Here is a 13069-nt window from a genome sequence, read left to right on the forward strand (position 1 = left end):
TTTATATGGTTTTAAACTTTAATAATTTTTTGATCTGATTTATGGTGTATCTTTTGTTCAGCTGCTGAGGAGTGACTCGAATCAATCTCCAGCCCAGAGCAGTGGCTTCATTGTATTTTTCCATATCGCGAAGAATGTTCTTTGGACGAGAATGAGCTCCCCCGCCCTTCATCCAAATTCCTCCCTCCACTTCGATCGCGATCTTATGATCAGGAATGGCATAGTCAAATCTCCATTTTCGCTCATCGTGAAACTGCAGTTCCGGAACAACAAAGAGTCCCAGTTCCTGCTTGATGCTTTCGATGAATAGATCAATCTTTTCACGACTGCTTTCAACTTTATTGCGCTTTTTGGAAATTTTATGCCGGGTACCGGAAATTTTCTCCCGTTTTTCAGCATTTCCGACTCGTTTAAACACGTTTGGAGCAACTTCGACCAATCCCATTTTTTCTAGATCTGAATTTGTTAATGAACTATTCTTTGCCACTATCTATATTTTGCTTTGATCGCTTCAGGATCCTGATCCGGACGAATGTAAATCGTTAGTTTATCGCTGATCTTAAGTGGGATCTTACCCGTCGTTGTATCCTTTACCGGCTTTGTAGGCTTGTAATTCTGCATCTGGTGCAATGCATCATACTTGCTCGGACGGCTTGCTACCTTTTTGTCCTTTTTGCTCAGTTTCTTTGTTAGCGCTGCGCATGCTTTAATCCCCAAAGATTGGAGCTTTCCTCTCACGGAATTGTAACCAAGACCCAAGTGGTCAGCAAGCTGCTGGATCGTTTTTATCTTATGGTTTGCTTTGAGATACTCTACCTCAATAGCTGTATAAGTGTGTTGTTTACTAGCCATTATCCTCTCCTGTCTTTAGCTTTTGGTGAATAAGAAATTACGTTACACATCTCGCGCAATCGCGATCTCACACGTGTTCCATAGAAGCCCTCGATCTGATCTGCGGTAAGATTGGCCGTGATATGGGTTTTTGCCTTCAAAGTATCATTCACATAACGGCCATTGATGATTTTCTCCATCACATTGGCAGCATTGCCAAAATTCTTGCTGATATCCTCAGTGCCCAAATCATCGAAGCAACAACCGATAAACTTGTGTCCGAAATTTCTGTCCGGATAAGCAATAATTGGTTGAATATTGCCCGTGATTACTTCTTGGCCATACTTTTGAAACTGGCCAGCGATATCATCACAGCGTTTGATCGCAAAGGGATTCGTTGCGTTGTGCGATATGGCTCGCATAAGACTGGTTTTACCACAACCTATCGGCCCCATTAACAGAATTCCTTTCTTAAGCGACAATCCATACTTTGACTCAAACAGTGGATCTCCAGTGAAATACAATAGCAACTGGTCGAGTACTTCCCTATTTTCATCATCCTCTTCAAACTCCTCTCCTACAGTATTGAGGAAAAATGTCAATACCTGAGCCTTTAGATCATCATAAGACAGCTGTTTGTAGTGAGCCGGTTCCTTGACTTTCGCAAAGTATGGGTCATTCCTCAGCTTCTGGTCTTTGGCTTTACGGGCCAAACGTAACGCTTCGGAAGTCTCAGCTTCAGTCAGCGTGATATGATTATAATTTTCCATAGGTGTCAATATTCCTTGCAGGTTCGACCCCTCCTGGTCCAAGACCTGTCGTAACGTTGTTTCCATTCTTCCCTCCATTTTTTCCGTTGTTATCAACTGACCGATTTATCCACCCCGAAACGGCGGCCTTCCATTTCGTCATTTTGTTTTTTCCTACCATCCAATTTTTTGAATCATAGAAATCAAAAAATCGAACTGCTTCCGAAATACATCGATTCTCATCCCAGTGCTTCAATTTTTTTTCTGTGAAATAAGAAATCAACTGTTCATGTGATGGTGGTGAAAATCTTTTTTCACCAACAGTATTGTTTATTGGTTTATTGGTTTGTTTGTTTATTGGTTTATTTATACTATCTGTGCTTTTGCAAGTGCTTTCACTCTGCTTTGTCAAGTGCATCGTAAGTGCTTTGTCAAGTGCTTTATTACGTGCCTTATCATTTTTTGATAGGGCAATTATTGAAGCTGTCCACTGATTTTTTGAAGCTTTTATCAATTTTACGAATCCCCAATTCACCAAATCATCGAATGTTTTTTTATAGGTATTATAAGATTTCATACCTATGGCTGCCATCGTTTGGGTTGCTGGAGAAGCGAACTTATCCACCCATCCCAAACGATTATTGAGCTCCACAAACCACATGAACATCGCTGAGTGATTAGGATTAACTAATGCCATATTTTCGAAGCAGAAGTCAAACCACAATCTTGACAAAACATATCCGTTACCTTCATAACCTGCCATTCTATTCTCCTTGCTGTTCTTTTAAATCATTTGGGTTACACAATCTCTTTCTGCCTTGGCCGTCAATGATCAAGGCGTTATCCTGATACATGCCGATAAACGTTACCTGCTCCACGAACAGCTCAAGCAGCAATCTCCGCTGATGATGGTTGTGAAGTTCATGCTTAGATCTCCTGAACGGCCTGAATTCATATATTCTTCCATAATATAGCTCGTTCATAACTCCACCTTGTTTTTTGAAAGTTTATAATTATAGATTTCAAGGAACATCTCTTTGTACTGCTTAAATCCCACACATTTTACCAGACTACGAGGCTGGTCCAAAATTTTCTTTTCAAAGAGCTCCACTTTAAAGTCCGGATGTTCGTACATTTCTCTTATTACTTTTATCACAGAGCCATTATAGGCTCCATCATAATGGTTCCTAAGCCATTTAAGTAATCCAGCGATCTCATTCGCCTTGGCTTCGTTACTTACATCGACATATCCTTTTTTGAGGTTTTCGGAATCTCTTATTCCAAACGGATTCAGTAGGGATATAACAGCGGACACAGGTATCGCCGGATGGTTAGCGATGAATTTTGAAAGAACTCCGAATCCCGGTTTCTTTTCGACCGTATAATAATTTATATAGTCCATTACCGACCAGTTCTTTTTGTTGGAGTTTAGATCAGCTATATCCGATTTACTGATGGAAGAATCTACCATATAATAAATGTCAACTTCCATTGCTCTAGCAGCTTCAAGACGATGTTGTCCATCGATGACATTCAAATTAGTATCTACTAAGATCGGATTAAGATGCAATAGGTTTTTCTTTCTAATAGCCTTAATCAGATGCTTAACATGCTTATTGTCAACTTCCCTATTGCTAGCAACTGTAGAGAACTGATCGTAATCTTTTGTCTTTTTCATGACGGTAATTGTTTAGTTTGCTAATTCTTTCTCCAATTCCTTAATTTGAGCATCTATGCGAGCTTCACGTTTGATCTTGGCCTCCTCTTGTTCCAACTCAATCGTTTTGAGAATATCCGGGCACCACGATTTTGCAAGATGGAATACGATCGCTCCGTTGATACTTTTAGGTTCAATCTGCGAATGATTGCTGAGCAGAGAAATACGAACCATTTTCGCAACCTCACCACTACCTACTGAATCAAGACTATCCAAGTACTCCTTACCGTTTGAATAGCTATAGAACTTGTCAATGCCAAATTTCTTTTTGATGCTTTCAGCTGTCTGACCGTAGCCTATTTTGCTTAGATAATCGACAGAGATACATTTAAGCTCTTCCGGAGAGAGATCAGTATCGGGAACATTCTCCGACATATGCTCCAAAATCTTCTTCATGATCTTTTCCTGATCAAGCTCAAGCCCTCGTTTTTTCTTATTCTCTAGGTCAATAATTAAATCACGAGCAGCTATGCTGTTTCGACTATCTCCAATTTTGGAATCTTTACTTTTGACACGTATGCTTTTTACTAGGACGAACTTCCCTGAGCTCAGATCGAACGCTTTTGTTGCTTTTGATAATGACTCATTATATAGACTAAGATTGTGCTCGTAGTCTTGCAGATCTTCTTCATATTCGATATTTGCTTCATCAAGATTCTCTCTAAATTCTTCATCCGAGTCATAATCGTTTCTATTTAAATTCGGCAACTGTGGAAGCAGAGGTTTATCTTCTAATAAAGTCATCTCATACCGATCATAAACTACATGGCCATCTTTCCTCAATGATTTTACCCGTTCGTTATCCGAATAGGCATCATTGACAAAAAATACTTTTGGATCAGCCAAAGCTTCTTCCAACAAACTATTATAAGTTACCTCCGCCTTTCTGGTATAACATTGTCTGTCGGAGCAGATAGCAATCTCAGTCTCTCCGAATAAACTGTAGACAGCAGAGTTTGACGTGCATTTATTACACGCCGGTATTCCTTCTACAATGTTTTCCGCATCGAGGTCGAAATTGGCGTTCGCCAGTTTCTTTTGGACGTTATGTTCTATCCAGGAGACTAGTTCTTTATAACGAGGAACGTCGTCTGACCACCTTGTTCTTTCTCTATACCATTCTTGCTGAATTACTGCCTCGAGAGTGGCTAATCTCTCTGCATGCCCCACCGGTAGAACTCCTTTGCGCATCCAATCCTTTAGGTCGTCAACAAGACCATTCAGTTTTAGTCTCCGGATAACAAATTTTTCATCCTTGCCGATTTTTGAAGCGATATCAGCATTTTGATATCCCATTTTTTCAGCCATTATCAGAAAAGAAGCTGCTTCTTCCAACGGATCCACATCCTTGCGTTGTAGGTTTTCCGTGATCTGAATTTCCAAGGCCTCCTTGTCAGTCAAATTCCGGACAGTAGCGGGAATAGTTTCTAAACCTGCAATTATAGAAGCACGGTATCTTCTCTCGCCGCAAACGATCATATAACCATCCGCATCAGGACGAACCAATATTGGCTGGAGTACCCCTTGTTCTTTGATTGACTCAGCTAATTCATGAACAGCCTTATCGTCGAAAGTTTTACGCGGCTGGTTGGGGTCCTCCGAAATCTGAAGTAAAGGAATATGTAAAAGTTTAATACCCTGATGTTCATCTTTTGGTTTCTCCCTCAACAGTTCCTCTATAGCTATGCCCAATTGCGACACGGGTAACATCCAATTATTGAATATTGACACTTTCTCTTTGTTCCCATTTGTCTCCACTTCAATTTGAGTCATTCCCGGAATGTAATTTTCCGTGATAGTCCCAAATTCACCTTTATGAGATCCTCTCAGTATTTTAACTGTGTCACCTATTTTCAAACTACTTCTAGGATCAGCGATCACTTCGACATCCTTGGACTTACACATGTGGGTGTGAGAAGAAACACTGTCTTCAACTTCATCCATGTCAACGAATATGGTCCCATCTTCACGGATCTCTTTTATTAGTCCAGTACTATTTTTCCGTTTTCCAGTTAGAATCCTAACCGCGTCCCCCTGATTTATGGATACAGCTTCTTTTAAAGCCCCATCAGGATCTGTTATTTTTCTTCTTGCCATATTATATGATTTTTTGTTTGTTTCAATTTTCAATACTTCAGCTGCCCATTGCATACAGCTCTCGCAGATCGTGGCGATATCACCGGCACCTGTATCATGATAGCATGTGACATCTTTCTTTTTGCACTTAAAGCAATCGTCCACATACCAGCGACTTTCATTCTCCGGAAGAAATGATTTACCCACGCAATCCGGACAGATACAGAAATTGGAAAAGCAAAAGCTGAAGCCCGAAGAAACGTTGTGGCCAGGAGCACCGAAATTTTCATCCCATCCGTCAAAGGCACAGAAATACGTTCCCACACTCCCTTTATCTTTGTTTCGCTTCACATCATCCAGTCCGAAGTCTGAATATTTAGGTTTCGTGTTTTTCTCTTTCGATTTGATCATGATATTGCTTCCTGTATATTGTATCCGAACTGCATCAGTTTTTGACAGTAGTAAGCCTGCTTTTCAGAGAGATCCTCTGTGACCAATATTTGTCTCCGTGTTGCAAATACCATCAAACCAAATTGACGAGCTTTGCTATGGAGATAATATCGTTTGCGATCTTTGGCCAGTTTCTCCTCTTCTTTTTCAAGCTTTTTCAATTCAGCTTTGGCCAACATTTTTCTATGCTCCAGGGAAAGTTTTTTCTTTCCTGTGCTGCGTTTTCCGATTTTAAGACTCATTTGTTTCATAAGCCGGTTGATTGAATAGGTTAATGATATTATCCACTGTACTCTCTTCGATCTGATCATCGGTACCCGTTACAGTTGTAGATATATTTCTTTTATGTTGGATAATGGAATAGATCTTCTCATCTATCGTTTTTCTGCCTTGGAAGTATATACAGCTAACATTAAACTGTGCGCCAATACGGTGCGCTCTATCCTCAGCTTGATCACAAAGTGCAGCTGTCCATGGGAACTCAATAAAACCAACGGTACTGGATGCCGTCAAAGTCAAGCCAACACCAGCGGCCATCAAGGAGCAAACGATCAATTTTACTTCAGGATTATTCTGAAAGCTATCCACAGCGTTTTGACGGGCCTCAGCTTTATCAGAACCAGTGACCGATACACAGTTCGGATATCGTTCTTTAACCGCTGTAATAATTTCCTTAAGATGTGCGAAAAGGATCAGTTTTTCTCCAGTTTCCAAGAAGTCGTCTACATAATCAAATACATCTTTTAGTTTTCCTCGAGCGGAAATATTACGGAGAATTCCAATTTTAACCATGATCTCGCCACGAACCGCTCTATCGATCTTCTCCGCATCTGCATCTTTATATTTTTTCAGATAGTTGATCAGATCACGTTCTGCAGCCTTATATTCATTTTGATTGGTGATATCGCAAAGCACTACTTGACGGGTTTTGTCCGGAAGATCTTCAAGCACCTCTTTTTTACTGCGTTGGTAAAAGCAATTCAACTTTAGCTTATACCCAAGCTCCCTCAGGTTACTTGCCTGATTAGGTCCATTGCAATACCTTTTGATGAAGCCTTGATAACCTCCGAAATTTGGAAGCTGATCAATAATGCCCAAAAGCGATATCATATCTTTTGGTTTGTTTACGATCGGCGTACCGGTTAATAGAAGCTTTAGCTCTACAGTGGTAGATATCCCTTTAACAAATTTTGTCTGCTGGGTTGTAATTTCCTTTACTCGATGTGCCTCATCCACGATCAAGGCCTTAAACAGTTCTTTCTTTTTCGAGAAATGGATATGGTTCAACCGCAATGGATTCTTCTTGCCTGTTTTACCATTGACTCCAGGGTTATCGATCTTGGCTACAAAAAACTTCTTAAGGCTTTCGTAGTTCACAATAAAAACATCGGTCATACCGGCGTGAAAATATTGGTCCCATGTATGCTTTATACGATCATCCAAGATCAAAGCTTTCTTGTTGGTCCACATCTGCCATTCGCGTTGCCAGTTGATCTTTAAGGAAGAAGGACAAACCACCAAACAAGGAAAGGTATTTCTAGCTACTACAGTTGCGATCGCTTGACAAGTTTTTCCCAGACCAGGAAGATCTCCGACGATCGATCCGTTCCTTGAGATGTTATAGGCTACCCCAGTTTTTTGATATGGGAATAGATTCATCTTTAACGGTATATCAATAGTCAGTTCAGGCATTGGTGGAAGTGTAAGAATTTCCTCATCCTCCTCATCGCCAAAACGGAAGCCAAAAGCTTTACCAAAGATTTCCACTTGAGATCTATAGAGAACTGGAACTATCCAGCTTTTGTCAATTGGGTCATATTTCCTTTCCGGGAGAAACTTTTTAATGTTTTCAACCATCTTGGGATCATACTTGAAAGTGATCTTGAAAGATTTACCTTGTTCAGTGATTTGCATTGTTTTATGATTTTACAGGTAAATGATTACTCCATGTCCTCAGCTTGTCCCTGATAGTCGATAGACATCTGGCCGATCCTGTGCTTCTTGTTGATTATATATTCTTCAGCTTCATATTTAGCGCGGAGAATACAGTCATTGAGATGATCTCTGAATTTGTAGTCGCTGTTATCATCAAATACCTTTTCAAACGGCGTATTTTGAGGTATAACTTTTCCACCGCGGATTGTTTTGGTTCCGACAATACATACGCCGAAGTCATCACCGACGCCTCCGAAAGTTATGCCTGATATCACCAGGTTGGCAAATGCCTCCTCGTGATAATCTTCAATTTTCTTTTTGATGATATCACCTTCACGCAGATCGAGGAGTTTAGCAAAATGAGGTTTGAATGCATCAATCGCATTCTGAAAATCTTTATGGATCAGATAGGCGCCGTTTACATACTTACCCTCACGATTGTTGTCCTCATAGATTTCGTCGTACCATACGTCAGCGAGGCTATTTTTTATTTTTATTTTTGTGATCTCTATTGTATTCATAGCTTAATAAGGTAAATCGTCATCATTTGCTGAATTGGGAGTGTTCGAATGAGAAAGGAGCTTCTCCTGAAACTTCCGGATATCCCAACTGTCGATAGGCTTTCCGTTAAGTTGGATAGCAACGAATTTTGCCACTTCCTCTGTAACCGGGTTGATCGCATAGATTGCATCGTGATTAAAAAGTCGTGTGTACGATGGATTGTCATTCGTCTCCGGAACGTCAACTCTTAGCATATTCTTTCCGGCCACACTTTGCTCAGTACATCGACCGGCGATCTTGCTATGGCCGAAGAGCTCGACCACACACCATAAATCAAAAATTACTTTCTCGTTTTCCATATTGTTTAAAATTGCTTGCTGCCAAAAAGAATAGGACTGCTGGATTACTTTGCTAGTCAGGCTTTCGCCCAGCAGTCTTGAAACTATCCCTCCTTTTATATTTGGACCAAACTGGTGGAAAGGATTAAACCACCTCACGTATAGTCGAATGCACAAGAACTACCAAGTACTTAGACGCTAACTGTCGTAAATGGAGCCGGATTCGAACCGACATTCGGGTTACTGATCTTTCGATACTTTTCAAGAAGCGTCCTTCCCTACTTCCAAATCTGATGTCTATCAACATAAGTGCGTCTACCAGTTCCGCCATCCACTCATTTTGTTTTTCCCCATATTCTCATAAAATAACCGTGGAGGAAACGGGGAGAATCCCCACACGGTAGCCATATATTAACCTATTTATGAAAAGTGCTAAGAAGGACGGATTCGAACCGTCGTCTCCAGAGTAATTAGCCCCGGTGTCCTGGCCGCTGGACGACTTCCCCAAGCAAAGAGGTATAAAGAACGAATATGCCAATAACCCTAACCTGTATTTGCTTAGTTTTTAAATGAGTAGCAGCTATAAAGAACGATTTGAATAAGATTACTAACCTAACCTGCTACTTTGCCAGTCACACGCATTCACTGCGGATGCTGGCCAAACCTAACCAATAATTGACCTAGAGATCATCAGCAGAGTGAGCGTAATGATCCCACTCTCCATTTCCTTTTCCATAAAAAGGATTGTCACTTTTCGAGTCCGAACTAACAAACCCTTTTGGATTGGAAGTGACCCTTCCGTTTACTTTTTCTCCGGATCCGATAACGAAATTTCCATCTTTGTCCTCGTGAACATTATGTCTAGTTCCCGATTTATCGAAGTGATATAATTTTGCTTTTCCCATTTTAGTAATGTTTGCGCTTATGATACTCCCTACAGATTTCTACAACCTTTTTACACTGATCCACATCGAACAAACCAATATGTGTATCTTCAGGAGATAAACTCATTTTTGATGAGAGCCATTTATAGGCAGCTCCCCTCGCCTCTTTTTTACTACAGTTTTCCTTTTCGATCTTTCTTTTCCAAAGTGGGTCGAAATACCCGTGTGCCAATTTTTTCCATTCCCTCAGTTCATCATTTGCTAATCTGCCCAGCGCTACATCCGTTCCTTTGTGAACTCCGACCCATGCTCTACATTTTGCACACAGGTAAATCATCCCGTAACTTGTGCCATATATCAAGGAACTGTCAACGAGCTCTGTGCTCATATGGCAGTAAGGACAAACCTTTCCACTCTTGATTCCATCAAGAAGATTCCCTTGCAATTGCCGGTTCATCCAAAGCGAAAAGTTTTAAGTCAGTGATTAGATGACGATGTTGTTCTATGAATTGAATCAAGTGCTCCACATGCAATCTTAACTTAGCCATATCACGTTCATGATTGTATTTGTAATCCTCATGATACACGTACTTGTAATCCGTTATCTCATAGGTAAAGTAGGGCATGTCCATTCCATTCATTTTGAAGCAGTATGGATAAACTATATGTTGCCAGTGGTGTAAGAACTTTGGAAAATCGTATTTATCTGTACATTTAATATCAATCGTCAATCCTCCAGCAAGAACCTCATCAGTATATCCGTACAATTCCACGTCTCCCAATCGTGTAGGCAGGATAGCCTTGACAAAAACTTGTGGTTCCGCGAATCTGCAAAGTGAGACAAAATGATCCACAACATGTTGATTAAAGGAAAATGTTTTATAATGCACCATCCCTTTGGCATCGGCAACATATAACTCTCCTTCATGTGCAACTTTGTCTACCAATTCATTGAAAGCTGTTCCTTTTTCTGCTTTTTCTGAATAGAATGGTACACGGTTCAGCTTGTCGATAAACTGCTGAAAGGCGTTTTCCTGCTCACTCTTTAGATACCAAGTGAAGGCATCCAAAAGAGTGGCGTAAAATTTATACTTAGGCATTTTCAGCGATTTTTTTGTTCTCAAATAATTTGGTTTTAGCGTTCAAAGTACATCCAAGCGATTTGGCTTTGTCTGATAAATAGCGTGACGCTAGCATTTTGCTGTTCCAAATGTGTTCTACTTCATCAGTGATCCAAGGGATCATATCATTGGCCGTACCCGCATCAGTGACGAATGAATCGATGTTATCCTTGATGGTTTGCATCAGATTATTGAACTCATCATTTTGTTTTTTACGCTCGTGGGCAGCAACCGCATAGCGTTTGACAATAAGGGACATTAAATTGTTAGGATCATTCGTAGCATCCGGAATGTTGATCAGAGGCTCAAGATCACAGGTATTCTTTCCATAGAATCTCTCGCAGGCATCAAAAGAAATTGTTCTTTGTTTCCCTTTTGCCTCCATGTAACCAACTAGATCCAGTTCGCGAATAAGGTCACCGCCTGAAGAACCACCAATTAGTGGACGGATAATTTTTTGCTCACCGTCTTTTTCTTCAGCATCATGTGCAACGAAAATCAAATTCAGACCAAGCATTGAAACTTGGGAAAGGAATTGAACGAACATCGCTTTACGTGCGCCGTAGCCACCGATGGCCAATTGCCCTCCAGCTGTACCATTTTTCGGATTTGTTTTGATCAGATAAACTGACATAAAATCCAACATTTTGCCTGCTGTATCGATCACTAACGTTTTGAAGTCGCTAAGGTCTTCCTGAAGAACCTGCTGCACATCTTCCCACGATTTAATCTGTACTGTTGGTGTTTGATGCTGTGCTTTCACACGGTGGACGCCACCGTCGAAATCTAATAACAAAGGATCAGGAGCAGACAACGCTAAAGTTGTTTTACCGATACCAGGCTGACCGTAAAGAAGTGCTTTCAATGTTGTTGGAGTTGTTAACTCTGATGGTTTTTTAATTAAGCTCATTTTGTTTTTACTTTATATGGTTTAAAAATTATTTACTCATTATGTAAGTGATTAGTATGATCAGTTTGAAAAGGATCCCTCCTATCACTAGAATCCTGAAAATCCATTCACTTACCGTCAGTTTTGAAGAATCCTTCATGAATCTTTTTCTCGTTTAAATCGTTATTGGATGTAAATAGCTGAACATTTGCCCCAAGCTGTCTCAACTGATACATCTCAGTCAAAACTTTCTTTAAAGGAGGTGTTAATGCCGTTCTTTTGATTTCTGCGAACCACTCAGCGAAAGATGGTCTATCGACTGGAGCCTCAATTGTTCTCATTACTGTTACCGTTTTCATAACTATGCGTTTAATGATCGTTTACGAACTGTGTAAATTGAATTTTCAATTACCTGTGCAAGCAATTGCCTTTCTCTCTGCTCCAACCACGCTCCTGCAACCTCCTCTGCTCTTTCCGAGACATAATCCCAAATGTTGATATGGCAAATGCTGTATTCAGTATTACCATTGTATGGGTCAAAGCATACCGGTACTTCATGTTTTAATTCAGAAGCTGGGATCAAGGCTCTCACCTCTGATTCGCCGAGCATGATCTCCATATAGCTGTCTTCATTTCCTTCGTAGCCATATTGGATCGTTAGGGAGTTCCCGAAGCGAAAAGCTTCGATCAGCTCCAATTTTGGTTTTTCGATAATTATTCCTACTTTCGAGTTCATTTTGTTCAACTATTTTATATGGTTGTCACTTGCCTGAGGTACGAACTCAGGCTTTTTTTATTTAAATGGTTCAAGCAATTCTTCGAGAATGGCTTTGGTATCGAAAAGAGGTAAGCCTAATTGCTTCTTTTCTTTATTCAGCTTCTCTATCCTATCAGCGTATTTAATCATCGCTTTATCTAGTTGCTGCCTATAAAGTTTGGTTACGAGCGACAATCTCCTCTGCTTTGTTTCATCTTCCTTCTGCTTTTTGCTTTTCTTTGGAACATCGAGCATGGATCGCAAACGGTCGATTTCCGCTTGCTGCATCGCAATCTGCTTTGCCATTTCGATCAATGCTTGGTTGTCCATTATTATGCTTCAGCGTCAGGTAAGCGTTCAACCATTACGACATCTTTGCCATCAACCGTATCACTCCAAGTTTTGAAGCGTAGATTCTTATTGAATCTCTTTTTACAGATTGAAATTTCTGATCTTACCGCAGACGCAGATTCTATTGCTACAGGAGCAGTTTGCCCAATCTTCCAAGCGAGTACTCGCTTTCTCCAGGACATTTTTTCAGGTGTTTCTAATACTTGCATATCTACTTTACTTTTTATCCGATTAATAGCCTAAGAAAATAAGTGCCTCGCCAGTGGTCCAGTCGTTGATCTTGTGTTCAACAATGGTAGAATTCTTGGTATTGACATCAACTACCTGTTCCAATGCGTAAATACCATCTGCTTTGTGGATCACTTGAACCCCATGAGATTTTAGAATGTTTACTATCTTTTTCATCTCTTTTGCTATCTTTGATTATTATAAAACAAATATAATTCTCTTTTGCGAATTATCATAATAAT

20 protein-coding genes and 2 tRNA genes are annotated in these 13069 nt (G+C 40.3%); all 22 read right to left on the reverse strand.

From position 1 onward, the window contains the following. Position 1: 1 nt before the first annotated feature. The 22 genes from BWD42_RS04160 to BWD42_RS24620 all read right to left on the reverse strand — a co-directional run bounded on the left by BWD42_RS04160 (position 2) and on the right by BWD42_RS24620 (position 13004). The gene (locus tag BWD42_RS04160; protein ID WP_217699987.1) at positions 2-487 is read right to left on the reverse strand and encodes an endonuclease domain-containing protein; all 486 of its coding nucleotides are present in this window, start codon (positions 485-487) and stop codon (positions 2-4) included. Next, positions 487-852, reverse strand: coding sequence for a hypothetical protein (locus BWD42_RS04165; RefSeq protein WP_077433415.1), 366 nt, complete (start codon positions 850-852; stop codon positions 487-489). The genes BWD42_RS04160 and BWD42_RS04165 overlap by 1 nt, the downstream gene beginning before the upstream one ends. Then, positions 852-1667, reverse strand: a complete 816-nt coding sequence (locus tag BWD42_RS04170; RefSeq protein ID WP_175991946.1) for an AAA family ATPase — start codon at positions 1665-1667, stop codon at positions 852-854. The genes BWD42_RS04165 and BWD42_RS04170 overlap by 1 nt, the downstream gene beginning before the upstream one ends. Next, on the reverse strand, positions 1588-2343 hold the full coding sequence (locus BWD42_RS04175) for a hypothetical protein (protein WP_077433419.1): 756 nt from the start codon (positions 2341-2343) through the stop codon (positions 1588-1590). Before BWD42_RS04175 ends, BWD42_RS04170 begins: the two co-directional genes overlap by 80 nt. Position 2344: 1 nt before the next feature. Further along, entirely contained in the window at positions 2345-2563 is a 219-nt protein-coding gene (locus BWD42_RS04180; protein WP_077433421.1) for a hypothetical protein, read from the reverse strand. After that, complete coding sequence (locus BWD42_RS04185; protein WP_077433423.1) at positions 2560-3258, reverse strand: ParB N-terminal domain-containing protein; 699 nt, start codon at positions 3256-3258, stop codon at positions 2560-2562. Before BWD42_RS04185 ends, BWD42_RS04180 begins: the two co-directional genes overlap by 4 nt. 12 nt (positions 3259-3270) lie before the next feature. Then, the gene (locus tag BWD42_RS04190) at positions 3271-5784 is read right to left on the reverse strand and encodes a ParB/RepB/Spo0J family partition protein (RefSeq protein WP_077433425.1); all 2514 of its coding nucleotides are present in this window, start codon (positions 5782-5784) and stop codon (positions 3271-3273) included. Then, positions 5781-6074 carry a hypothetical protein gene (locus BWD42_RS04195; protein WP_077433427.1) on the reverse strand — a complete coding sequence of 98 codons (294 nt, stop codon included), beginning with the start codon at positions 6072-6074 and terminating at the stop codon, positions 5781-5783. The genes BWD42_RS04190 and BWD42_RS04195 overlap by 4 nt, the downstream gene beginning before the upstream one ends. Beyond that, positions 6055-7737 carry a DEAD/DEAH box helicase gene (locus BWD42_RS04200; RefSeq protein WP_077433429.1) on the reverse strand — a complete coding sequence of 561 codons (1683 nt, stop codon included), beginning with the start codon at positions 7735-7737 and terminating at the stop codon, positions 6055-6057. The genes BWD42_RS04195 and BWD42_RS04200 overlap by 20 nt, the downstream gene beginning before the upstream one ends. 26 nt (positions 7738-7763) lie before the next feature. After that, a complete protein-coding gene (locus BWD42_RS04205) occupies positions 7764-8279 on the reverse strand; it encodes a hypothetical protein (RefSeq protein ID WP_077433431.1) in 516 nt (171 codons plus the stop codon). A gap of 3 nt (positions 8280-8282) precedes the next feature. Next, positions 8283-8618 carry a hypothetical protein gene (locus BWD42_RS04210; protein WP_077433433.1) on the reverse strand — a complete coding sequence of 112 codons (336 nt, stop codon included), beginning with the start codon at positions 8616-8618 and terminating at the stop codon, positions 8283-8285. Positions 8619-8805: 187 nt separating this feature from the next. Further along, positions 8806-8934, reverse strand: a tRNA-OTHER gene (locus tag BWD42_RS24615). A 95-nt stretch (positions 8935-9029) separates the two neighbouring features. Further along, a tRNA-Ile gene (locus BWD42_RS04215) sits at positions 9030-9104 on the reverse strand. Between the two features lie 173 nt (positions 9105-9277). Then, positions 9278-9502 carry a hypothetical protein gene (locus tag BWD42_RS04220; RefSeq protein ID WP_077433435.1) on the reverse strand — a complete coding sequence of 75 codons (225 nt, stop codon included), beginning with the start codon at positions 9500-9502 and terminating at the stop codon, positions 9278-9280. A 1-nt stretch (position 9503) separates the two neighbouring features. After that, positions 9504-9938, reverse strand: coding sequence for a zinc-finger-containing protein (locus tag BWD42_RS04225; RefSeq protein ID WP_077433437.1), 435 nt, complete (start codon positions 9936-9938; stop codon positions 9504-9506). After that, complete coding sequence (locus BWD42_RS04230; RefSeq protein WP_077433439.1) at positions 9907-10581, reverse strand: hypothetical protein; 675 nt, start codon at positions 10579-10581, stop codon at positions 9907-9909. Before BWD42_RS04230 ends, BWD42_RS04225 begins: the two co-directional genes overlap by 32 nt. Beyond that, entirely contained in the window at positions 10574-11512 is a 939-nt protein-coding gene (locus tag BWD42_RS04235; RefSeq protein WP_077433441.1) for an ATP-binding protein, read from the reverse strand. Before BWD42_RS04235 ends, BWD42_RS04230 begins: the two co-directional genes overlap by 8 nt. A 107-nt stretch (positions 11513-11619) precedes the next feature. Continuing rightward, positions 11620-11832: a hypothetical protein gene (locus tag BWD42_RS04240; RefSeq protein WP_139351014.1), complete on the reverse strand. Its 213-nt coding sequence runs from the start codon at positions 11830-11832 to the stop codon at positions 11620-11622. 20 nt (positions 11833-11852) lie between these two features. Continuing rightward, positions 11853-12227, reverse strand: coding sequence for a hypothetical protein (locus BWD42_RS04245; protein WP_077433445.1), 375 nt, complete (start codon positions 12225-12227; stop codon positions 11853-11855). 57 nt (positions 12228-12284) lie between these two features. Further along, positions 12285-12578, reverse strand: a complete 294-nt coding sequence (locus BWD42_RS04250; protein ID WP_077433447.1) for a hypothetical protein — start codon at positions 12576-12578, stop codon at positions 12285-12287. Between the two features lie 2 nt (positions 12579-12580). After that, positions 12581-12808, reverse strand: a complete 228-nt coding sequence (locus BWD42_RS04255; protein ID WP_077433449.1) for a hypothetical protein — start codon at positions 12806-12808, stop codon at positions 12581-12583. Between the two features lie 22 nt (positions 12809-12830). Continuing rightward, positions 12831-13004: a hypothetical protein gene (locus BWD42_RS24620; RefSeq protein ID WP_175991947.1), complete on the reverse strand. Its 174-nt coding sequence runs from the start codon at positions 13002-13004 to the stop codon at positions 12831-12833. Positions 13005-13069: the final 65 nt, after the last annotated feature.

Source organism: Sphingobacterium sp. CZ-UAM (assembly GCF_002000245.1).
Classification (GTDB): Bacteria; Bacteroidota; Bacteroidia; order Sphingobacteriales; family Sphingobacteriaceae; genus Sphingobacterium.